Origin of the sequence: Shimia sagamensis, from assembly GCF_900182745.1 — a bacterium.
Lineage (GTDB): Bacteria > Pseudomonadota > Alphaproteobacteria > Rhodobacterales > Rhodobacteraceae > Shimia > Shimia sagamensis.
On record NZ_FXTY01000002.1, the window covers coordinates 148,655 to 168,681 of the forward strand.

Consider the following 20,027-nt stretch of genomic DNA (forward strand, 5'->3'; position numbering starts at 1 on the left):
GCTTCCCTCTTGGGTTTCGGCTCTCAGCCATGCCAGAAGGGGGAAGGCAGGTCAATTGTTACCATTGACCCCAACACCAAGACCGGCTTTGATTGGCTTAAGTTTCAAGCATTTGCGTTAAAGGTGAGTCTCATGCGGACCGTGGCAATTTTGGCAATTTTTGGTCTTTCCCTATCGGCATGTAGCCCAACCTCCTACTCGGGATTTGCCAAATCCGGCGTCTCCCGTGAAACGGCTTCACGGGATGACACCTCCTGCTCAGTGGAAGCTAACCGCCTCTTTCCCTCGGCAACATTTACCACCACGGTTTATGGCGGGTATCACGGAGGATATGGCGGCTACGTTGGTGGCAGTTGGGGTGGTTACCCTGGTTATTACGGCGGCAATCATATTCAAACGCGAGACGTGAACGCCGGCATGCGCGCCGAACACCGCCGTGACTGCATGTCCCTCAAAGGCTACTCAGCAGTCACCCATCCGGTGTGTACCGAGCAACAGTTGGCCGGCAGACAATACACGCCTGTCAAAGGTGCGCCCAAGCCTGCCCCCAATCTCTGTGCTATCCGAGCGCAAAGCGGCGGTGTCGCGCTTGTGGACCTTAGCAAACCTGTGTGATCCAGCACCACCGAGGAACCAAACATGAAACACGCTTTTGTCACAGGATGTCTGGTACTTGCATTGTCTGCCTGCACCGAGTTCTCAACCATGTATCAACCCGGAAAAACCAAAACCGAGCGCAACGTGGATCAGGCGCAATGCAACCGATTTGCATCAGACAACTATCCGCCACGCATCGTGACGGATTGGTGGCCAATTTATAACGCCGAAGGTCGTGTAATTGGTCAGCGTCCGGAAAGCTACGACATCAACGAGGGCCCACGATACACAGCCGCCCGCAACTGCATGAAGGAACGCGGCTATGCCCGCGTGACCATCCCATACTGCAAAGACGAGCAAATAGCCGGTCGGTCTTACGCGCCAATCACGGTGGCACCAGAACTCAGCCCCAACATCTGTGGCCTGCGCACCGATAATGGTCGTGTCATTATCGACTTGAATAAGCCGCTATAAGAACCTGAAAAGCTGGGATTACCCAGCTTCACGCTCTTCCTCTTCCTCACCAGACACATGCGCGACACGGGCGCCTGCCTTATTGGATGTCACCACACCAAGCGACTTGAGTTTGCGGTGCAACGCGCTGCGTTCCATGCCAACAAAACTGGCAGTACGGCTGATATTGCCGCCAAATCGGTTGATTTGCGTGAGCAGATACTCGCGCTCAAACGCTTCCCGCGCCTCACGCAGTGGCAGCGTTGCCAGTGCGCCGGACAACACAACGCGGCCCTCTTCAGCAGGTGCATCGCTTTCGCCAGGCAGCTCTCGACACTCGATTGGCCCCTGCCCGTCGCCAAGGATCAGCACGCGCTCAATCATGTTCTTCAGCTGGCGCACATTTCCGGGCCACACCATGGTCTGCATCAACGCAGCTGAATCCACGCTCAACGTGCGCAGCGGCAACCCTTGCGCCTCATGCAACTGCCCCAGGAAATAGGCCGCCAATTCAGGAATATCCTCTCGCCGCTCCTCCAACGAGGGCACGGCAATTGGCACAACATTCAGCCGATGGTACAGTTCTTCACGGAAGTCACCCGCATCAATGGCCTGCTTCAAATTGCGATTGGTGGAGGAGATCACCCGCAGATCCACCCGCACCTTTTTGGCCCCGCCAACTCGGGTGAATTGTTGATCCACCAACACCCGTAGAATTTTGCTCTGCGCTGCCAGCGGCATGTCCGCCACCTCATCAAAGTAGATCACACCGCCATTGGCCTGTTCCAACAGGCCAGCCTCCACGCCCCGTTCCGCAGTTTCCCGCCCAAACAGAATCTCTTCCACGCGGTCCGGATCCATTCCGGCACATGAAACGGTCACAAATTGTGCTGCTGCCCGATTAGAATTGGCATGGATATAGCGTGCGGCCACGTCTTTACCGACACCAGCAGGGCCGGTCAGCATGACACGCCCGTTGGAGCGTGTGACCTTATCGAGTTGCGAAATCATGCCTCGGAATGCTGCACTGTCCCCAATCAAGTCGGTTGGTGTGCTGTCCTGACGCTTCAACTCGGTGTTCTCACGGCGCAGACGGCTGGTTTCCATTGCCCGCTTGATCACCACCAAAAGCTGATCGATGTTGAACGGCTTCTCAATGAAGTCATACGCGCCCTGCCTGATAGCTGCGACTGCGATCTCGATGTTCCCATGGCCTGAAATGATCACCACTGGGACCTCTGGATAATCGATTTTCACCGCCTTCAGAATGTCGATGCCATCCATGTTGCTGTCTTTGAGCCAGATATCGAGGATCATCAACGCCGGTTGCGCACTGGCGACCTCAGCCATGGCATCATCTGAATTGCCCGCAAGCCGTGTAGTGTAGCCTTCGTCCTTCAAAATATCGGAAACCAACTCCCGGATATCACGTTCGTCATCTACGATCAGAATGTCACTCATAATACTTGCTCGCTCTCTTTGGGTTCCACCGCAGCTGCAGCCTGCTGAGAAAGCGGCAACCGAACTTCGGCCATCGCCCCTGCGTGGGAATTGTTGTCAAACACCGGCGCATCCAGCAGCGCGAGCTGCCCGCCGTGTTCTTCGATGATCTTTTTTACAATTGGCAGACCAAGACCCGTGCCCTTGTCGCGCGTGGTGACATAGGGCTCAAACAAACGCGCACGATCCTCAGGCAAGCCAATGCCATTGTCGGCAATGCGCAGGACAGCTTCATCCGCCTCTTGGAACAAATTCACATGTATCTCCGGACAATACCCATCCGGTGCGCCTTTTTCCTGCAAGGTTTCAGTGGCTTCCCCCGCGTTCTTGATTAAGTTTGTCAACGCCTGAGAAATCATCGTCGCATCCAAGTCTGCCGCCAACGGGCCTTCGCATATATCGCGCACAAACCGCACATTTGGCTGGCCGGATTCCTGCAACAGCACCGCTCCGGACACCAGTTCCACCACTTCAACTGCCTTACGAACCGGCTCTGGCATCCGGGCAAATTTGGAAAACTCATCCACAATCCGACGCAGATCATTGGTTTGCCGTACTATGACGTCTGTCATTTGCTCAAGCTGATCGCTGTCTTCACCCACTTTGCTGGCAAACTTGCGCCGAATGCGCTCCGCGCTTAACTGGATCGGCGTCAGTGGGTTCTTGATCTCATGCGCAATACGCCGGGCAACGTCGCCCCAGGCCGCCATACGCTGGGCAGTCACCAGGTCGGTCACATCATCAAAAGCCACAACATAGCCTTCAAGCGTCCCATTTTCGCGCCGCCGCGTGGCCATCCGCACCAGCAAGTTCTCAAGCCGACCAGATCGACTGACTTTTACTTCTTCCTGCGCTACCTCTTTACCGCTAGATTTCAGCCCCTCAAATAACGGCCCAAACTCCGGCACAGCCAATGTGAGCGGCATCTCTTGCCGATCTTCATCCCAGTCCAGCAACCGCTGTGCCGACCGGTTCACAAAGGCAACTTTGCCGTCGCTGTCGAGGCCGACCACGCCGGATGTGACCGAACTCAAAACCGAGTCAAACATCCTCCGCCGACGATCAATCTGCCGTGTGTTATCCAGCAACGTCTCGCGCTGTGCTTTCAACTGTCGCGTCATCTGGTTGAAGTAGCGGCTCAACATGGCGATTTCATCGTCACCATCTTCTTCCACCACACGCACGTCCAAATCACCGGCGCCAACACGCTGCGCAGCCCCTGTCAAACGCCCCACAGGACGGGACAAGCGTTCTGCAAACCACATGCCCATCCAAATCGCCGCCAACACTAGGATCAAAGCAAAACCAAGGTAGATCATGCCAAATTCAAACAACCGCTGCCCGCGCTCGCTCTCAAGTTGGGAATACAGGCGTGCACTGGCCTGTGTGTCATCCAGAAGATGGAAAATTTCCGCGTCCACTTCGCGGCTGATGTACAAAAACCTGTCCAGAAACGCATCAAGCCGCACCAACGCACGCATTTCATTATTGTCCAAATCGCGAATAGTCACTGATCCTTCGTCGATCGCGGTCTGCATGTCCGCCTCGGATGGCTCCTCATAATCAAACAGGTATGACCGCTCGCCCCGCGCCTGAATCTCACCTGCGCTATCAATCACAAACGCTTCCTTGAGCCCCCGCTGGATTTGCACCTGACCGGAGGCCAGAAGCACGCGCACCTCTCCTGCATCCAGACCAAAGCTGCGCCGCTTGCTCTCGTTCAAGAAGTCCGCAAGCAGGCCCGCGTCTTCTTCCAATCCTAGGATGTGTTCTTCTTCATAAGCTTGCGCCGCCGCCAGCGAGTTGCCCACCACTTGGCGCACACGTTCACTAAACCAGCCCTCAAGGCCAATGTTCAGCGTCAATCCGGCAAACACAGCGACAGTCACCGCGGGCACCAACGCCAAAAGCGCAAACGCGCCGGTCAGCCGTAAGTGCAGTCTTGACCCAACGGACTTAGCCCGACGCGACGCCACCGCTCGCATCACGTTTTGCAGCACCAGAGTCGCGACAACGAGCACATAGACAAGGTCAGCCAAGAGAATCGCTCGAAGGCCGCTGGAAGACGCGCCCAAATCAAACGGCCCGAGCACTAAGAAGGTCGCAAGCGCCAGCACAGGCCCAAGCACCACCAACCCTAAAGTTGCGGCATTCTGGACACGCCTTTGCCTGCGTAGGCGCTGAAAACGCGCCCAATGATTGGTTGCTGTCCGGCTAGACACCCGACTTCCTCAATTGATTTGGTACCGCTTGCGCGGCCCACCGCCATATTCAGTAGCACGTTCTAAGCCCCGACTCTTTTTCTCAGAGTGCGGCCCGCGCGCCACGCTTATGTGGCCTTTTTACATCAACTTGCGTCGGCGTGTCACGTGAATATCCAGATCAGTGATTTTTTTGCGAAGTGTATTCCGATTAATACCTAGTAAATCAGCACATTTCGCCTGATTGCCGCCGGTGGCATCCAGCGCAATTTCGATCAGAGGCAGTTCGATCTCCCGCAAGATACGCGCATAAAGTCCTGCCGGTGGCAGCATATTGCCATGCAAATCAAAATACCGCCGCAGATGGCGCGCCACAGAGGCCGATAATTTCTCACTGTCATCGCCCCCCAAAAGCGGCCCCGCCTGCGGTTGCGCCCCCAGCATCATTTCCGCTTCGCCCCGCGAAACCTCTTCAGCTTGCGCCGTCAAAACCAACCGCCGCACCGCATTTTCCAACTGTCGCACATTGCCTGGCCAGCTATAGGCCCGGAACAATTCCATGGCCGCCTCCGAGAACAAGCGCATTGGCGCGCCGTCCCGTTCCGCGCGATTTAGGAAATGCTCGACCAACAGTGGGATATCGTCGACCCGCTCACGCAACGCCGGAACATGGATCGCCGCGCCATTTAGGCGATAATACAAATCTTGACGCACAGTACCGTTTTCCATGGCTGCGTTGAGATTGACCTGGCTGGTGGCCATAAACCGAGGGCTGTGTTCCCCGGGGGTGTCCATCATGCGCACAATGCGGGCCTGAACCTCGTCATCGATGTCGCCAATTTCATCCACCAGAATGGTGCCGCCCCTGGCCTTTGCCAACACTTTTGCCGGCCCTTCCAAATCGCTCAAATCAGCAGCATTCACCACCACAAACGGCAAGTTTCTGCGGTCGGAAAAATCATGAATTTCTTTGGCAATCAGGGATTTACCTGTGCCGCTTTCGCCAGAAATCAACACCGGCAAGTCCGTGTTCATCACACGCGCCACCAGCCGGTAAAGCGCCTGCATTGCCGCTGTGCGCCCAACCAATGGCAACTCGTCAGGTCGCTCATCATCGGCCACAGGCGCAGCTGGTGTCCGTCGCTTTTGCTCTAAGGCTTTGCCGGTCCGTTTCATCAGATCAGGCAAATCAAATGGCTTTGGCAGGTAGTCATACGCCTCCGCCTCTGCAGCCTGAATCGCCGTCATGATGGTGTTCTGAGCTGAAATCACAATCACCGGCAGCCCCGGGCGATCCTCTGCAATCTTGGGCAACATCTCCAACCCGTTTCCGTCGGGCATCATCACGTCGGTGATGACAACATCACCTTTGCCTTCCCCAACCCATCGCATCAATGTGGTCAACGAGGAGGTGGCATGCACCTTGCACCCTGCCCGTGTCAGAGCCTGCGTCAAAACCGTGCGAATTGTGCGATCATCATCTGCGACCAGAACCGTGCCATCCATTACTGGCTCTCCTCAAATGCTTTCAGAGTTTCTTTGCTTGCCCGCGGGAGCGAGAGTTTGAACACCGTGCGCCCAGGCACAGAGTCCACCGTGATCATGCCGCCATGATCCGAAACAATTTTGCTAACCAGCGCGAGCCCCAGGCCCGTGCCGTTTTCGCGACCCGACACAAACGGGTCAAACACATCGCCCTTAAGGTCGTCTGGCAATCCCGGCCCGTCATCAATGATCTCGATTTGCAACGGCAAAGGCTGCCCAGTGCCATCCGCCCGGCGCAATCTAAAGCTATGTTCATAATAGGTTCGGATACGAATTGAGCCTGTATCACTGGCCGCTTCGCTGGCGTTCTTCAAAAGGTTTAGCACCACTTGCAGAAGTTGATCGCTGTCCCCTTCGGCAGGCGGCAACGAGGGATCGTAGTCCTCGATGATGTGCATATGTGCGCCATAACTCACCAAAGCAGAGCGCCGCGCCCGGTCTAACACGTCATGTATGTTCACCGGCTGTCTTTGCGGCAGCGACAGATTTCCAAACTGTTCCACCTGCTCCAGTAGCTTCACGATCCGACGGCTTTCTTCAACAATCAGATCCGTCAGTTCCAAGTCCTCGGAGCTTAGGTTCATAGACAGCAACTGCGCCGCCCCCGTGATCCCAGCCAGTGGATTTTTGATTTCATGGGCCAACATTTCCGCCATGCCTATCGCCGATTTGGCAGAGGATTTAACGGAATGGCTGCGCGTCATACGCCCCGCCAACTCGCGGCTAGAAATCAAAAACAGCATTTCGTCCGGCGCATCCGCCAACGGCGCTATCTGCAAGTTGCACTGCACGGGCGGCCCGTCTCCAGTGCCCACATCAGCGTCATTTACAAACAGAGGTGTGCCATGCTCCCGCGCGCGGTGAAACGCCTCTTCAAGCGGCGCATCAATCATCACCTTGTCCCAGATCGGCTGGCCAACCATGGATTTGGCAGAGGCATTCAAAAACGTCTCCGCCGCCGGGTTGATGCGCAGGATCACATCCGCTTTATCCACCACCAATGCAGGCACGGGAAGGCTATTCCAAAAAGGCGTCTCCGAACTCATGCCACTTCTCCGTTGTTTGGCGTCTCATCCGCAGGCATCAATGCTTCAGCCAATAGCGTCATCACTTCACCTGTATCCCGGCTGGTCTGAACCCGACGGCGCAAGGCGGCCTCGGTACCAACATGATCCATGTACCAACCCAGGTGTTTGCGGGCGACACGCAGGCCCAGATCCACGCCATAAAATGTCAACATCGCCTCGTAGTGCCCTTGCACCATCTCAACCAAAGCTTGTCCGGTTGGCTCTTTCGGCGCGGCGCTGCCATAAAGCTCCGCAGCCATCTGCGCGAGCAACCACGGCTTTCCCTGCGCCCCGCGGCCCACCATGACGCCATCCGCACCAGAGGCTGCCAGTGCCGCCTTGGCCGTGGGCACATCCACAATGTCGCCATTGGCAATCACCGGAATGCCCACCACGTCTTTCACGCCTTTGATCGCGTCCCAATCTGCTGCACCTTTGTAAAACTGACAGCGAGTGCGACCGTGTACGGTCAACATCTGAATCCCGGCATTTTCCGCCCGCTGTGCCAGCTCTGGCGCGTTCAACATGTTGTCGTCCCACCCCAGCCGCGTTTTTAACGTCACCGGAATATCCACTGCGCCCACCACGGCTTCGATCAATGTCAGCGCATGATCCAAATTCTTCATCAAAGCAGAGCCACTGGCACCCGCCCCGCTGGCACTGGTCACTTTCTTCGCTGGACAGCCCATGTTGATGTCAATCAGCGTGGCCCCGTTGGCCTCCACTTGCCGCGCTGCTTCCGCCATCCAATGTGCCTCTCGGCCGGCAAGCTGCACAGAGGTGGTTGCCTCACCAAATCCAAGTTCGGCCCGCTCGCGCACCCCGGGCTTGGCCTGAACCATCTCTTGACTGGCCACCATCTCGCTCACCACCAGCCCCGCGCCAAAACTGCCAACCAAATCCCGAAAAGGGCGATCGGTGATTCCGGCCAAAGGTGCCAGAAAAACAGGGGATGTCAGAGTGAGATCTGCGACTTGAATGGTCACGTGCATATTCCTTGTGCGATGCCTCGGGCGTATCTGACCTCTTGGTCAAACTCAATCAAACTGCCGCGAAATTTGGTTATTTATGTAGCAGATTTTCGCACATGCTCAAAATTTAGGCAGACTTCAAGGGTCAATTGCCACTTCGGCACGCAAGTTCTACACAGAGCCCATGACAAATTCCGCTTTCAAGACCGCCGCCGTGATTGTCGCTGCAGGACGGGGCACCCGCGCCGGTGCAGGCCTACCCAAACAATGGCGATCCTTGGCAGGCCAGCGGGTGGCTGATCATGCCATCACTGCCTTTGTGACGCACCCGCGCATCGACCATGTGCTGGTGGTGGTTCACCCAGACGACACGGAACACAGCGCATCCCTCACTGTGCCAACCGTCTCAGGCGGCGCCACCCGAGATGCCTCCGTTCTGGCCGGTTTAAACGCTCTGAACGATCAAGGTTTCAGCCATGTTCTGATCCACGATGTGGCGCGTGCGGGCATTGATGCCAGCACCATTGACGCGGTGATCGACGCACTCCAATCCGGCGCAGATGGCGCGGCCCCGGCTTTACCCGTCACTGACGCGCTGTGGTGTGGCGCAAACGGAGTGGTCACCGGCACCCAAAGCCGCGACGGCCTGTTTCGCGCCCAAACCCCGCAAGGCTTTGCCTTTGACGCCATCCTTGCCGCCCACCGTGCCCATCCGGGCAATGCTGCGGACGATGTAGAGGTCGCCCGCGCCGCAGGGCTTGACGTGACCATCGTGGCAGGCAATGAGCGCAACCTAAAGATCACCACACCAGACGATTTTGCCCGTCTGGAAAAGCACCTGCAAAACGACCAAAGAGGCCCCATGGATATCAGACTTGGCAATGGCTACGACGTGCACGCCTTTGAAGACGGAGATCACGTCATCCTCTGCGGCATCAAAATCCCGCACACCAAAGCTCTCAAAGGTCACTCCGACGCGGACGTCGGCATGCATGCGGTGACAGACGCAGTTTATGGTGCCATGGCGGAAGGCGACATTGGCCGCCACTTCCCGCCCACTGAATCCGAATGGAAAGACATGGACAGCGCCGTGTTCCTCAAACACGCGGTTAATCTGGCAGCTTCCAAAGGTTTCACCATTTCCAATGTCGACTGCACCTTGATCTGCGAACGCCCCAAGGTCGGCCCACACGCCGCCGCCATGATGGCCCGTATGGGAGAGATCATGGGGCTAGCCACGGACCGCGTGTCGATCAAAGCCACAACAAGTGAAAAACTCGGCTTCACAGGCCGCGAAGAAGGGATTGCCGCTATTGCAACGGCAACATTGGTGAAACCATGATCCGTATGATCACAACATTCTTTGGCGTCGGCCGCCTGCCCGCCGCTCCCGGTACATGGGGCTCATTGGCCGCGCTGATCATCGGTTGGGCCGCTGCACATTTTGTTGGCGTCTGGCTACTGGCCGTCCTCACCGCGCTGGCCATCGTGATTGGCATGTGGGCCTGCATCCGCGACCTGGCCGATCGCCCCACTGAAGACCCCTCCGAAATTGTCATCGACGAGGTGGCCGGCATGTGGATCGCGCTACTGTTCCCCGCCGTGGCTTTTGCGATGCGCGATACGTCGATGGTCTGGCCCGGCCCAATTGCCGCCTTCCTGTTCTTCCGTCTTTTCGACATTAAGAAGCCTTGGTTGGTGGGCAAAGCAGATCAACGCCACGACCCCATTGGCGTCATGCTGGATGACATCTGGGCCGGTCTGTTTGCAGGCCTCGCCACTCTGGCCGCAGCTGCGCTCTACCACATTGTGCTGATCTGATGGTCGACGTCACCCAACTCCTGCAAGCCTGTCGCGACGCCAACCTGCGCATCGCCACAGCCGAAAGCTGCACCGCTGGCATGGTGGCCGCCGCCCTCACCGACGTCGCAGGCAGCTCTGACGTCTTTGAGCGCGGCTTTGTGACCTACACCAATCTTGCCAAAACCGAGATGCTGGGTGTGCGCGAAGCCACCTTGGCCGCCGTGGGTGCCGTCAGCGAAGAGGTTGCCCGCGAAATGGCACTTGGCGCGCTAGTGAACTCCGACGCCCAGCTGGCCGTCTCCATCACCGGCATCGCCGGTCCGGGCGGGTCAGAATTCAAACCCGAGGGCCGTGTCTGTTTTGGCATCGCCACGCAAACTGGCTGCACCACAGAAACCATCGAATTTGGCGCGCTTGGCCGCACAGAAGTGCGTGAGGCGGCGCGGAATCACGCTTTGGCGCTGCTTTTTAAGGCCGCTTGCGCAAAGTGATGCCCATTTAGGCGACACGCCACGATTGTCGCCTATTTTTTACGCACCTCACAAAACGCCCTGTTTTAAGGCGCTTTGAGGCCACATGAGCCTTTGTTCTGAGCAGGTTTTCCGCTCTTTGACGGAAAAACCACCACTCACGGGACAAAGAGGAAAGAAATATGAACGCAGCGGACACCGCATGGATCATCGTGGCGACAGCCCTGGTCCTGTTCATGACATTGCCGGGTCTGGCGTTGTTTTACGGGGGCCTCGTGCGCGCCCGCAACGTGCTCAGCGTCTTTATGCAAACTTATGCCATTGCCTGTTTGATGAGCGTTCTTTGGCTCGTCTTTGGCTATTCCATCGCCTTTGGCAATGACGGCGGCGCCACCTCGGTCTGGGGCGGCTTGGGCAAGATGTTCCTCTCCGGCGTCACAGTCGACAGCCTGTCCGGCACCCTGCCCGAGGTACTGTTCTTCGCGTTCCAGATGACCTTCGCCATCATCACCCCGGCACTGATCGTCGGCGCCTATGTGGAGCGCATCGGCTTTGGCTTTGTGCTGCTGTTCTCCGGCCTCTGGATGCTGCTCTGCTACGCACCTGTGGTGCACTGGATCTGGGGCGGCGGCATGATGGCTGACGGCGGCATCTTTGGTGAGATCGGCGTGCGCGACTTCGCCGGCGGCATCGTGGTGCACGAAACCGCAGGCCTTGCGGCGCTTGTGATTGCCGTGATGCTCGGCGCCCGCAAACACCGCACCACGCCGCCTCACGCGCCTTGGATGGTGATGATTGGCGCTGCCATGTTGTGGGTTGGCTGGTTTGGCTTCAACGGTGGCTCTCAGCTCGCCGCAGACGGCGGTGCTGCCATGGCCCTCACCGTGACCCATATCTCCGCCGCCACAGCCTCGCTCACATGGGCCCTGTGGGAACGCATCAAATACGGCAAAGCCTCGCTTGTGGGTCTCGTCACAGGCACCATCGCAGGTCTCGCCTCCATCACGCCAGCGTCGGGTTTTGTCGGCCCGGTAGAGGCTCTGGTGATCGGGGCCATCGCCGGCGTCCTGTGTCAGGAAGCCGTGAACTTTGTGCGCAACAAAGCCAAAATCGACGACACGCTTGACGTGTTTGCCGTGCACGGCGTTGGCGGCATCTTCGGCACCATCATGATCGCGATGTTTGGCCAAGGCACATGGACCGCGCAGCTGGGCGCACTGGCCATCGTCGGCATCTTCACGGTGGTTGTGACCTATGTGCTGGTGAAACTGGTCAGCTTGATCACCCCACTGCGTGTCGATGAGGAAACCGAGGTCAACGGCCTTGATCTGGCAGTGCATGGTGAGCGCGCCTACGACATCGCCTCCTAAGAGGCCTCAGAAATCACTCCGGAACTGGGCGGCCAAACGTGGCCGCCCTTTTTTTGTGGCTTACCAACCATCCTGTCGAACGGCATGAAGACCTGTCAGGCCATAACGAGCCGCAATATTTCCCTGCGAATTCGCGCACTCAATTCCGATACAGGAAACGAAACAGAGAATCTCCGGGATTTCCAAACCTCACTTTTGCAGTGTGTTTGTCACCGATAAAGCGCCTGTGCCCGCGTCTCAAACGCCGCCACTATCCGATGCATCGCTTCATTGAACACCAGGCCAATGGCTTTCTGCAAAAGGATGTTCTTGAACTCGAAATCGACAAAGAATGTCACATCAACACCGCCCTCAACATCGGCAAAATCCCAAGTGGATTTCATGTATTTGAAAGGGCCATCCAAATATTCCGTGTCTATGTGTTTAACCTCAGGATAAAGCACCACGCGACTGCCAAACCGTTCCCGAAATACTTTGAACGAGATCACCAAATCCGCCAACATCTCATCACCTGCCCCGATCTCTGTCTGCACCGGCGTCACAGATCGAATGCGCGCCGCCGCGCACCACGGCAAAAACTGCGGATAAGACGCCACATCCGCCACCAGATCATACATCTGTTGGGCGGTATACGGCAGCGTGCGGGTCTCGGAATGCGTCGGCATATCATCTCATTTTGGCGTGACAGCGCACAACGTCCCCGCTATGCACAGTTCTGGTGGCGCACATAGCGGCGCAAGATAGAGAAAATCAAGAGGGTCTCATGTCAGAGCGTCCATATGTCATCGATCAAATGATCTCCGCCAAGTCCATTGCGGCGCGGATCGAAGACCTCTCAAGCGAAATTCAAACGGAATACGCCGGCACAGACAAGCTGATTGTGGTGGGCCTTTTGCGCGGCTCCTTTGTGTTCATCGCGGATCTGGTGCGCGAGCTCGACCTTCCTGTGGAAGTCGATTTCCTGGAAGCTTCCTCTTATGGAAACTCCATGGAAAGCAGCCGAGAAGTGCGTATTTTCAAAGATTTACGCGGAGAAATAGAGGGGCGCGATGTGTTGGTTGTGGAAGACATCGTGGACACCGGCCACACCCTGACCCATGTGCTGCACCTTCTGAAGGCCCGCAACCCGGCCAAGATCAAAACCATCGCGCTGCTGGACAAACCATCCCGCCGCGAAGCCGACATTGCCGCCGACTGGATTGGCTTTGCCATCCCTGATGAATTTGTCGTGGGCTACGGCATCGACTACGCCCAACGCAACCGCAACCTGCCCTTCATCGGCAAAGTACGCTTTGTCGAAGAGAGCTGACCCCTCCACACAGCAGGGCCTTAATCAGCCCTGCGCCACCCCAGAGGCGCCTAGATGAACCTCCGCCACTTCCTGCGCATGAGCAAATGGGCCCGCAACCCGCCATCAGAGAAGCGGGTCAAGCTGGTGCTCGGTATCGTGGCCGCTTGTATCATTCTGGTGTTGATCGAGAAGTTCATTGGCTGGCCAGAAATGCTCACACTCGAGCCGCGTTCGCGCAATCCGGTGAAGTTTTGATGTGCCCTACCAGCCGCTAAAGCGACCCCAAATTTGGGTTGATGGTAAATTATCCGCCAATTCAGGCACCGTCGTTAACGTGTCGCATCACGCAAAACCGCACCTCCGCAAAACAGTCGCGATACCGACAAAAAACCGACGTCAAAAAACGCCGGTTTCTTAACCCATTAACGGATCGTCCGTTGTGGCTTAATTGATGGTGTCAAATGTCGCGGACACCGGCGCCATGGCCACAGTTCCCGCCCGATCCTGAAGCGCCCACAGCAACAATGCTGAGATCGCCTCATCGCGCAGACGTCCCACCATCACCACACCCTGTTCCTGCCCCGCCTTAAAGGCCGCCTGGTCCAGGAAACGACGCATCACCACCGCGGTTTGACCTTTGTCATCAAAGTCGCGGAACACAGTTGCAGACGGCACGCCTTCCTTTGCAGCCAGCTTCTGCGCGGTGTTCAACCCGTTGGCAAGCATCAACAATCCATGCCCACTGCTTAACAACGCCTGCGTCACCTGATCGCTGATTTCCTTGCTGCCTTGCAGCCCGTCATCCATCCCTTCCATCACACCTACAAAGGCATCTGAAACCGACAAATGCGCCTGTAGTGCTTGCTCCACGTCGCTTGCAGTAGCGTCTGTAGGCATGTCCAGCATCGCCAACACCTCAAAGCCACGTGTCCGGTAGTCCGCTGACTTTTCAGCCACATTGGGATCCAACGTGCTCACCGCAATGCTCAACGGATAGGGAAAGCTTTCAAGCGCTTCAATATCAAAGGCCTGTTCGCCAGTGTCGATCAAAACAATCGCCATAACCGGTTTTTCTTCAGCGTTCTCAAACTGTTCCGCATTGGCTTCCACGGGGCGCGAGGAGAGAGTTTCTACACTGTCATCTTCATTGGCACCCACAGTTGGTAAGCGTGTGGAGGTGCGTTGCTCAAACGTCTCATTCAAATCGGTTGCCGGTTTTAACAGGCTCTCTGCATCCGACGCGTCCTCAACCATCTCTTCTTCAGCCGCTTCCGCCTGTGGCGTGATGTCTTCCGCGTCCTCAATAGGTGCAGCTTCCGTCACAAGACTATCTGTCGTATCTGTCTCTGCGTTTTCTTCGGACGGCGTTGGAAACACTTCATTTTCCGCAACATCCGGAGCGGCGGGCTGCGGGGGATTTGTCGAAATCGACAGCTCCGAATCCGGCACCGGCGCTGCAGGCGTCTCCGCTTGAGGATTGGGCAAAACCGGCGTCTCTTCATTCAAAGCCACTGCACCGTCCGTGGAAGTTGTATCCGGCACTGCCAATGCTGTTGTTTCGGTTCCAGTCTCCGGTTTCGGCGCTGAATCAGTACCGCTAAGCGGCGGCGCATCACTGCTATCAGCAGCCGGTGTCACCGCAGCCGTTGCCTCTTCCACTGCCGCATCCGCCTGCGATTCTGTTTCCATCGCGCCGATCTCAGGCGCGGCCTCATCCGAAGCCTTTGGCGCGTCAGTGTTTGTCTGAGGCTTTACCGTCGCAGGCAATGGCGACAACAACGATGTGACGGCCAAAACGCCTCCCACCAGGATCGCGCCCCAAAACACACCTGACATTAATCCGCGAAACATAGCTGCCTGCCTCTCTTTTACGTCCATTTTATAGGGCGACCTGCACCTGCCCCTCTTGACCCTCTGCGCCAAGCCTGAACATGTATACCGCGAGCAGGCCCTCTGCCTCCACCCCTTTTGCATCTTTAGGGAAAGAACCGACAAAATGCTGCTTCTGATCGATAACTACGACAGTTTCACCTACAACCTTGTGCACTATTTGGGCGAGATGGGCGCAGATGTGCAGGTCTGGCGAAACGACGCGTTGACCGTTCAGGACGCGATGGGCATGAACCCGTCGGGCATCCTTTTGTCCCCCGGTCCCTGCGACCCATCCCAAGCCGGCATTTGTCTTGCATTGACCGCCGCCGCCGCTGAAACCCGCACGCCTTTAATGGGTGTGTGCTTGGGGCATCAAACCATCGGTCAACACTTCGGCGGTGACGTTGTTCGCTGTCATGAGATCGTACACGGCAAAATGGGCACCATGAAACACACTGGTAAAGGCCTCTTTGCTAGCTTGCCCAGCCCATTCGAAGCGACGCGCTATCACTCTCTTGTTGTGGACCGCGCAACGCTACCGGACTGTCTGGAAATCACCGCGGAACTGGATGATGGCACCATCATGGGGCTGCAACACAAAGAACTGCCCATTCATGGCGTGCAATTCCATCCGGAATCCATAGCATCCGAGCACGGCCACGCCTTGCTTAAAAACTTTCTGGACATGATGCCCGCCAAAGAGGACGCCGCCGCATGACTTCCGACATTAAATTTCTAATCGGTGCCGCGGCTGATCGCCCATTGACGCGCGCCGAGGCCGAAGGCGCGTTTACACTTCTTTTTGAAGGCGAAGCCACGCCCAGCCAAATGGGTGGCCTGCTGATGGCGCTGCGCACCCGTGGCGAAACCGTGGATGAATACGCAGCTGCAGCAGCGGTCATGCGCTCCAAATGCCATGCGGTCAAAGCACCGGAAGGCGCAATTGACATCGTAGGCACCGGCGGAGACGGCAAGCACACGCTGAATATCTCCACCGCCACTGCCTTTGTCACCGCTGGCGCTGGTGTCGCAGTTGCCAAACACGGCAACCGCAATCTGAGCTCCAAATCTGGCACAGCTGACGTGCAAACCCAGATGGGTATCAACGTCATGGTTGGTCCGGACGTGGTTGAAAAGGCACTACAAACCTGCGGTATTGCTTTCATGATGGCGCCAATGCACCATCCGGCGATCGCCCATGTGATGCCCACCCGCGCCGAGCTTGGCACGCGCACCATCTTCAACATCCTTGGCCCGCTAACCAACCCGGCAGGCGTAAAACGTCAATTAACCGGTGCCTTTACCCGCGACCTAATCCGCCCGATGGCGGAAACTTTGGGCCAGTTGGGCAGCGAACGCGCTTGGCTGGTTCATGGCTCTGACGGCACCGACGAGTTAACCATCACCGGCGTGAGCTGGGTGTCTGCTTTGGAAAGCGACGGCACTGTCAAAGACGTGGAGCTTCACCCTGAGGACGCTGGCCTACCTGTGCATCCGTTTGAGGACATCGTTGGTGGTACACCAGAAGACAACGCCAACGCTTTCCGTGCCCTGCTTGATGGTGCGCAAAGCGCGTACCGTGACGCAGTTTTGCTCAACTCCGCGGCTGCGCTGGTCGTGGCTGACGCCGCAAGCGATCTGCGCGAAGGTGTCGAAAAGGCCCGAGAAAGCATCGATTCCGGTGCTGCCAAAGGCAAAGTCGCCGCACTGGCCAAAGTCACCTCGGCGGCATGAGCACAGCCTCTCCGCCCAGCCATTGGGCGCATCTGCCGTTCTTCGTGGACCACTGGCCAGACATCGAAGCGCAGATCAAAAACGATCCGCGGGAAATCCTTCCTCCCGCGGCCCAACGCTTCGCCGCACTGGAGGCCGTTGCACCAGACAAGCTGCGCGTCGTCATCTTGGGTCAGGACCCGTACCCAACACCCGGCCACGCCCATGGCTTGTCCTTCTCAGTGGAACCGGACGTGGCCCCACTGCCCCGATCTTTGAGTAACATTTACAAAGAGTTGCAGGACGATCTTGGTGCAGCCCCTCCAAACGGCGACCTGCGCTTCTGGGCCAAGCAAGGCGTGCTTCTGCTCAACACTGTGCTCTCGGTCCCAGCAAGCGATGCCAACGGCCACAAAGGGCTGGGCTGGCAAACCCTGGCCCATCAAGTGCTGGCTGACATTTCCACCCGTCGCCCTACGGCTTTTGTCTTGTGGGGAAAACAGGCCCAAGCCCTTGCACCTCACATCACATCGCCTAAAGATGGCGGCCAACATCTGATGATTGAAACGGCGCACCCATCGCCGCTTTCCGCGCGTCGCGGATTTTTCGGCTCCCGCCCGTTTTCAACCATCAACACATGGCTCGCTGATCAAGGCGACACACCGATAAATTGGACTGACGCATGACCGAAACCGTTCTGGACAAAATCAAAGCTTACAAGCTCGAAGAAGTGGCTGCCGACAAAGCTGCCAAACCTCTGGAGGCAGTTGAGGCCGAGGCGCGTGAAGCCAGCCCAACTCGGGGCTTTTCGGACGCGCTGCACAAAGCGGCCCGCGAAGGGTATGGCCTGATCGCCGAGGTCAAAAAAGCCTCACCTTCCAAAGGCCTCATCCGCGAAGACTTCAATCCGCCGGAGCTGGCCAAAGCCTATGAGGAAGGCGGCGCAACCTGCCTGTCAGTTTTGACGGACACGCCAAGCTTTCAAGGCCAAAAATCTTTCCTGACCGAAGCCCGCAACGCCACCACCCTGCCCGCGCTGCGCAAAGACTTCATGTATGACACTTATCAGGTTGCCGAAGCCCGCGCGCTTGGTGCGGACTGCATCCTGATTATCCTAGCCTCTGTCAGCGACGCGCAAGCGCAAGAACTCGAAGACGCGGCCTTCAGCTGGAACATGGACGTGCTGCTTGAGGTGCACGACCGCGCCGAATTGGAGCGCGCCAGCCAACTCAAATCCCCGCTGATGGGCATCAACAACCGCAATCTCAAAACCTTTGAGACCACGCTCGACACCACCCGCACCCTGTCCAAACTGGTGCCGGAAGATCGCTTGATTGTCTGCGAAAGCGGCCTTAACACCCCTGCGGAATTGGCCGACATGGCCCGCTACGGCGCCCGCACCTTCCTGATTGGCGAAAGCCTGATGCGTCAGGACGACGTTGCCTCCGCCACGCGGGCTTTGTTGGCCAATCCATTAAACGCAATGGGGGGCATGTGATGAGCGAAACCCACGCGTCCGGCCTCACACATTTTGACACCAAAGGCGACGCCCATATGGTGGATGTCTCTGAAAAGGCCGTCACATCCCGCGTTGCCACCGCCGAAGGCTGGATCAAAATGGCACCTGCCACCTTTGACATCATCAACGAAGGCCGCGCCAAAAAAGGCGACGTTTTGGGCGTGGCGCGCCTGGCTGGCATCATGGGTGCGAAGAAGTGCGCCGACCTGATCCCTCTGTGCCACCCGCTCCCAATCACCAAAGTGACAGTGGAACTGACACCAGACGCCACACTTCCCGGTGTGCGTGTTGAGGCAACGGTGAAAACCACCGGTCAAACTGGTGTCGAAATGGAAGCCCTCACCGCTGTAAATGTCGCCGCGCTGACAGTCTATGACATGTCCAAAGCAGTCGACAAAGCCATGGAAATTGGCGGCATCCGCGTGATCCTCAAAGACGGTGGCAAATCAGGACGTTACGAAGCAAAATGATCTCGGTTGCTGACGCGCTTGCGCATCTTTTCGCCCTCACCAAACAGCTCCCGGTGGAGACAGTACCGCTGTCCCAAGCCAACGGCCGCATGCTGGCTCAGCCAGTGCGCGCCAACCGCGATCAGCCCCCGTTTTCGGCCTCCGCCATGGACGGATATGCCATCGTTACCGAGGGTACTGCGCCCGGAAAATCCTATGAAGTGATTGGCGAAGCCGCCGCCGGACACGCCTTTGACGGCAGCGTCGCGGCAGGCCAAGCAGTACGTATCTTCACCGGCGCGCCCGTGCCCGAAGGCGCCGACCGCGTGATCATCCAGGAAGATGTGACCCGTGATGGCAATGTAATCACGCTGTCAAGAAACCTCGACAAAGGCTTTCATATCAGGCCCTTGGGTGGCGACTTCAAAGTAGGGCAGACCATTGCGGCCCCACGTGTCCTGCGCCCCTCCGATATTGCGCTCATGGCCTCAATGAACATCGCCGAAGTGCCTGTGACCCGCCGTCCCAAAGTGGCAATTCTGTCCACCGGTGACGAGTTGGTCATGCCTGGTGAAACACCCGGCCCGGATCAAATCATCGCCTCCAACAGCTTTGGCCTACAAGCCATGCTGCGCGACGCAGGCTGCGAGGCCCGCCTGTTGCCGATCGCGCGGGACAACCGTGCCTCGCTGGAAGCCGCTTTTGATCTGATCGACGATGCGGACCTGCTGATCACCATTGGGGGCGCTTCTGTGGGAGACCACGATCTTGTGGGCGATGTGGCGCAAGATCTGGGCATGCAGCGCAGCTTCTACAAAATTGCCATGCGTCCCGGCAAACCTCTTATGGCGGGCACCTTGGCCAATGGGGCCATGATGATCGGCCTGCCCGGCAACCCCGTGTCCGCCATGGTCTGCGGCCATGTCTTTGTTCTGCCGGTGATCCGCGCCATGTTGGGTCTCAGCGAAGCACCCACGCCACGCCTATCCGCCACCTTGGCGGCCCGTATGCCAAAAAATGGCCCGAGAGAGCACTATATGCGCGCCCACGTAGAGCACGGAAAACTCTCACTTTTTGACAATCAGGACAGCTCGCTGCTTTCGATATTATCAGACGCCAACGCGCTGCTGGTCTGTGCCCCCAACGCTCCTGATTGGCCCGCGGGCACCACCGTCGAGTACATCCCAATCTAGCTGCAACACCTTG

21 protein-coding genes are annotated in these 20,027 nt (G+C 57.5%); 14 read left to right on the plus strand and 7 right to left on the minus strand.

The window, feature by feature from the left end:
• The first annotated feature begins 132 nt into the window (after nt 1-132).
• The gene (locus QOL67_RS05200) at nt 133-615 is read left to right on the plus strand and encodes a hypothetical protein (RefSeq protein WP_283424910.1); all 483 of its coding nucleotides are present in this window, start codon (nt 133-135) and stop codon (nt 613-615) included.
• 24 nt (nt 616-639) lie between these two features.
• Nucleotides 640-1,071 (plus strand): hypothetical protein, encoded by a 432-nt coding sequence (locus tag QOL67_RS05205; RefSeq protein WP_283424911.1) that lies wholly within the window; start codon nt 640-642, stop codon nt 1,069-1,071.
• Between the two features lie 18 nt (nt 1,072-1,089).
• Here the strand turns inward: QOL67_RS05205 and ntrX are convergent, their stop codons facing one another.
• The 5 genes from ntrX to dusB all read right to left on the minus strand — a co-directional run bounded on the left by ntrX (nt 1,090) and on the right by dusB (nt 8,349).
• A complete protein-coding gene (gene ntrX / locus QOL67_RS05210; protein WP_283424912.1) occupies nt 1,090-2,511 on the minus strand; it encodes a nitrogen assimilation response regulator NtrX in 1,422 nt (473 codons plus the stop codon).
• Nucleotides 2,508-4,772, minus strand: coding sequence for a sensor histidine kinase NtrY-like (locus QOL67_RS05215; protein WP_283424913.1), 2,265 nt, complete (start codon nt 4,770-4,772; stop codon nt 2,508-2,510). Before QOL67_RS05215 ends, ntrX begins: the two co-directional genes overlap by 4 nt.
• Nucleotides 4,773-4,892: 120 nt before the next feature.
• Complete coding sequence (locus QOL67_RS05220; protein WP_283424914.1) at nt 4,893-6,257, minus strand: response regulator; 1,365 nt, start codon at nt 6,255-6,257, stop codon at nt 4,893-4,895.
• Nucleotides 6,257-7,342, minus strand: a complete 1,086-nt coding sequence (locus QOL67_RS05225; protein ID WP_283424915.1) for a two-component system sensor histidine kinase NtrB — start codon at nt 7,340-7,342, stop codon at nt 6,257-6,259. Before QOL67_RS05225 ends, QOL67_RS05220 begins: the two co-directional genes overlap by 1 nt.
• On the minus strand, nt 7,339-8,349 hold the full coding sequence (gene dusB, locus QOL67_RS05230; protein WP_346770599.1) for a tRNA dihydrouridine synthase DusB: 1,011 nt from the start codon (nt 8,347-8,349) through the stop codon (nt 7,339-7,341). The genes QOL67_RS05225 and dusB overlap by 4 nt, the downstream gene beginning before the upstream one ends.
• A gap of 169 nt (nt 8,350-8,518) precedes the next feature.
• On the opposite strand from dusB, the gene QOL67_RS05235 reads away from it, so the two are divergent.
• The 4 genes from QOL67_RS05235 to QOL67_RS05250 all read left to right on the plus strand — a co-directional run bounded on the left by QOL67_RS05235 (nt 8,519) and on the right by QOL67_RS05250 (nt 11,977).
• Nucleotides 8,519-9,676, plus strand: a complete 1,158-nt coding sequence (locus QOL67_RS05235; protein WP_283424916.1) for a bifunctional 2-C-methyl-D-erythritol 4-phosphate cytidylyltransferase/2-C-methyl-D-erythritol 2,4-cyclodiphosphate synthase — start codon at nt 8,519-8,521, stop codon at nt 9,674-9,676.
• A complete protein-coding gene (locus QOL67_RS05240) occupies nt 9,673-10,155 on the plus strand; it encodes a phosphatidylglycerophosphatase A family protein (RefSeq protein WP_283424917.1) in 483 nt (160 codons plus the stop codon). Before QOL67_RS05235 ends, QOL67_RS05240 begins: the two co-directional genes overlap by 4 nt.
• The gene (locus QOL67_RS05245) at nt 10,155-10,628 is read left to right on the plus strand and encodes a CinA family protein (protein ID WP_283424918.1); all 474 of its coding nucleotides are present in this window, start codon (nt 10,155-10,157) and stop codon (nt 10,626-10,628) included. Before QOL67_RS05240 ends, QOL67_RS05245 begins: the two co-directional genes overlap by 1 nt.
• A 161-nt stretch (nt 10,629-10,789) precedes the next feature.
• Nucleotides 10,790-11,977 carry an ammonium transporter gene (locus tag QOL67_RS05250; RefSeq protein WP_283424919.1) on the plus strand — a complete coding sequence of 396 codons (1,188 nt, stop codon included), beginning with the start codon at nt 10,790-10,792 and terminating at the stop codon, nt 11,975-11,977.
• A 209-nt stretch (nt 11,978-12,186) separates the two neighbouring features.
• Here the strand turns inward: QOL67_RS05250 and QOL67_RS05255 are convergent, their stop codons facing one another.
• Nucleotides 12,187-12,642: a type II toxin-antitoxin system RatA family toxin gene (locus tag QOL67_RS05255; RefSeq protein ID WP_283424920.1), complete on the minus strand. Its 456-nt coding sequence runs from the start codon at nt 12,640-12,642 to the stop codon at nt 12,187-12,189.
• A gap of 98 nt (nt 12,643-12,740) precedes the next feature.
• Between QOL67_RS05255 and hpt the strand changes: the two genes are divergently transcribed.
• Entirely contained in the window at nt 12,741-13,286 is a 546-nt protein-coding gene (gene hpt, locus QOL67_RS05260) for a hypoxanthine phosphoribosyltransferase (protein WP_283424921.1), read from the plus strand.
• A 54-nt stretch (nt 13,287-13,340) separates the two neighbouring features.
• Nucleotides 13,341-13,523: a hypothetical protein gene (locus QOL67_RS05265; protein ID WP_283424922.1), complete on the plus strand. Its 183-nt coding sequence runs from the start codon at nt 13,341-13,343 to the stop codon at nt 13,521-13,523.
• A gap of 189 nt (nt 13,524-13,712) precedes the next feature.
• Here the strand turns inward: QOL67_RS05265 and QOL67_RS05270 are convergent, their stop codons facing one another.
• Nucleotides 13,713-15,119, minus strand: coding sequence for a divergent polysaccharide deacetylase family protein (locus tag QOL67_RS05270; RefSeq protein ID WP_283424923.1), 1,407 nt, complete (start codon nt 15,117-15,119; stop codon nt 13,713-13,715).
• A 145-nt stretch (nt 15,120-15,264) separates the two neighbouring features.
• Here QOL67_RS05270 and QOL67_RS05275 point away from each other — a divergent pair, with 145 nt between their 5' ends.
• Genes QOL67_RS05275 through QOL67_RS05300 form a run of 6 tightly spaced genes read left to right on the plus strand, consistent with a single transcriptional unit; the run spans nt 15,265 to nt 20,014 of the window.
• The gene (locus tag QOL67_RS05275) at nt 15,265-15,858 is read left to right on the plus strand and encodes an anthranilate synthase component II (RefSeq protein WP_283424924.1); all 594 of its coding nucleotides are present in this window, start codon (nt 15,265-15,267) and stop codon (nt 15,856-15,858) included.
• The gene (gene trpD, locus QOL67_RS05280) at nt 15,855-16,874 is read left to right on the plus strand and encodes an anthranilate phosphoribosyltransferase (RefSeq protein WP_283424925.1); all 1,020 of its coding nucleotides are present in this window, start codon (nt 15,855-15,857) and stop codon (nt 16,872-16,874) included. The genes QOL67_RS05275 and trpD overlap by 4 nt, the downstream gene beginning before the upstream one ends.
• Nucleotides 16,871-17,539, plus strand: coding sequence for a uracil-DNA glycosylase (locus QOL67_RS05285; protein WP_283424926.1), 669 nt, complete (start codon nt 16,871-16,873; stop codon nt 17,537-17,539). Before trpD ends, QOL67_RS05285 begins: the two co-directional genes overlap by 4 nt.
• Nucleotides 17,536-18,351 carry an indole-3-glycerol phosphate synthase TrpC gene (trpC, locus tag QOL67_RS05290; RefSeq protein ID WP_283424927.1) on the plus strand — a complete coding sequence of 272 codons (816 nt, stop codon included), beginning with the start codon at nt 17,536-17,538 and terminating at the stop codon, nt 18,349-18,351. The genes QOL67_RS05285 and trpC overlap by 4 nt, the downstream gene beginning before the upstream one ends.
• Nucleotides 18,351-18,842, plus strand: a complete 492-nt coding sequence (gene moaC / locus QOL67_RS05295; protein ID WP_283424928.1) for a cyclic pyranopterin monophosphate synthase MoaC — start codon at nt 18,351-18,353, stop codon at nt 18,840-18,842. Before trpC ends, moaC begins: the two co-directional genes overlap by 1 nt.
• Nucleotides 18,839-20,014, plus strand: coding sequence for a molybdopterin molybdotransferase MoeA (locus QOL67_RS05300; protein ID WP_283424929.1), 1,176 nt, complete (start codon nt 18,839-18,841; stop codon nt 20,012-20,014). The genes moaC and QOL67_RS05300 overlap by 4 nt, the downstream gene beginning before the upstream one ends.
• The last annotated feature ends 13 nt before the right edge of the window (nt 20,015-20,027 follow it).

What these genes read in the sequence shown, in the direction of transcription:
- QOL67_RS05200 (WP_283424910.1), top strand. Translation starts at nt 133, where the DNA reads ATGCGGACCGTGGCAATTTTGGCAATTTTTGGTCTTTCCCTATCGGCA.
- QOL67_RS05205 (WP_283424911.1), top strand. Translation starts at nt 640, where the DNA reads ATGAAACACGCTTTTGTCACAGGATGTCTGGTACTTGCATTGTCTGCC.
- ntrX (WP_283424912.1), bottom strand. Translation starts at nt 2,511, where the DNA reads ATGAGTGACATTCTGATCGTAGATGACGAACGTGATATCCGGGAGTTG.
- QOL67_RS05220 (WP_283424914.1), bottom strand. Translation starts at nt 6,257, where the DNA reads ATGGATGGCACGGTTCTGGTCGCAGATGATGATCGCACAATTCGCACG.
- QOL67_RS05225 (WP_283424915.1), bottom strand. Translation starts at nt 7,342, where the DNA reads ATGAGTTCGGAGACGCCTTTTTGGAATAGCCTTCCCGTGCCTGCATTG.
- QOL67_RS05235 (WP_283424916.1), top strand. Translation starts at nt 8,519, where the DNA reads ATGACAAATTCCGCTTTCAAGACCGCCGCCGTGATTGTCGCTGCAGGA.
- QOL67_RS05240 (WP_283424917.1), top strand. Translation starts at nt 9,673, where the DNA reads ATGATCCGTATGATCACAACATTCTTTGGCGTCGGCCGCCTGCCCGCC.
- QOL67_RS05245 (WP_283424918.1), top strand. Translation starts at nt 10,155, where the DNA reads ATGGTCGACGTCACCCAACTCCTGCAAGCCTGTCGCGACGCCAACCTG.
- QOL67_RS05250 (WP_283424919.1), top strand. Translation starts at nt 10,790, where the DNA reads ATGAACGCAGCGGACACCGCATGGATCATCGTGGCGACAGCCCTGGTC.
- QOL67_RS05255 (WP_283424920.1), bottom strand. Translation starts at nt 12,642, where the DNA reads ATGCCGACGCATTCCGAGACCCGCACGCTGCCGTATACCGCCCAACAG.
- hpt (WP_283424921.1), top strand. Translation starts at nt 12,741, where the DNA reads ATGTCAGAGCGTCCATATGTCATCGATCAAATGATCTCCGCCAAGTCC.
- QOL67_RS05265 (WP_283424922.1), top strand. Translation starts at nt 13,341, where the DNA reads ATGAACCTCCGCCACTTCCTGCGCATGAGCAAATGGGCCCGCAACCCG.
- QOL67_RS05270 (WP_283424923.1), bottom strand. Translation starts at nt 15,119, where the DNA reads ATGTTTCGCGGATTAATGTCAGGTGTGTTTTGGGGCGCGATCCTGGTG.
- QOL67_RS05275 (WP_283424924.1), top strand. Translation starts at nt 15,265, where the DNA reads ATGCTGCTTCTGATCGATAACTACGACAGTTTCACCTACAACCTTGTG.
- trpD (WP_283424925.1), top strand. Translation starts at nt 15,855, where the DNA reads ATGACTTCCGACATTAAATTTCTAATCGGTGCCGCGGCTGATCGCCCA.
- QOL67_RS05285 (WP_283424926.1), top strand. Translation starts at nt 16,871, where the DNA reads ATGAGCACAGCCTCTCCGCCCAGCCATTGGGCGCATCTGCCGTTCTTC.
- trpC (WP_283424927.1), top strand. Translation starts at nt 17,536, where the DNA reads ATGACCGAAACCGTTCTGGACAAAATCAAAGCTTACAAGCTCGAAGAA.
- moaC (WP_283424928.1), top strand. Translation starts at nt 18,351, where the DNA reads ATGAGCGAAACCCACGCGTCCGGCCTCACACATTTTGACACCAAAGGC.
- QOL67_RS05300 (WP_283424929.1), top strand. Translation starts at nt 18,839, where the DNA reads ATGATCTCGGTTGCTGACGCGCTTGCGCATCTTTTCGCCCTCACCAAA.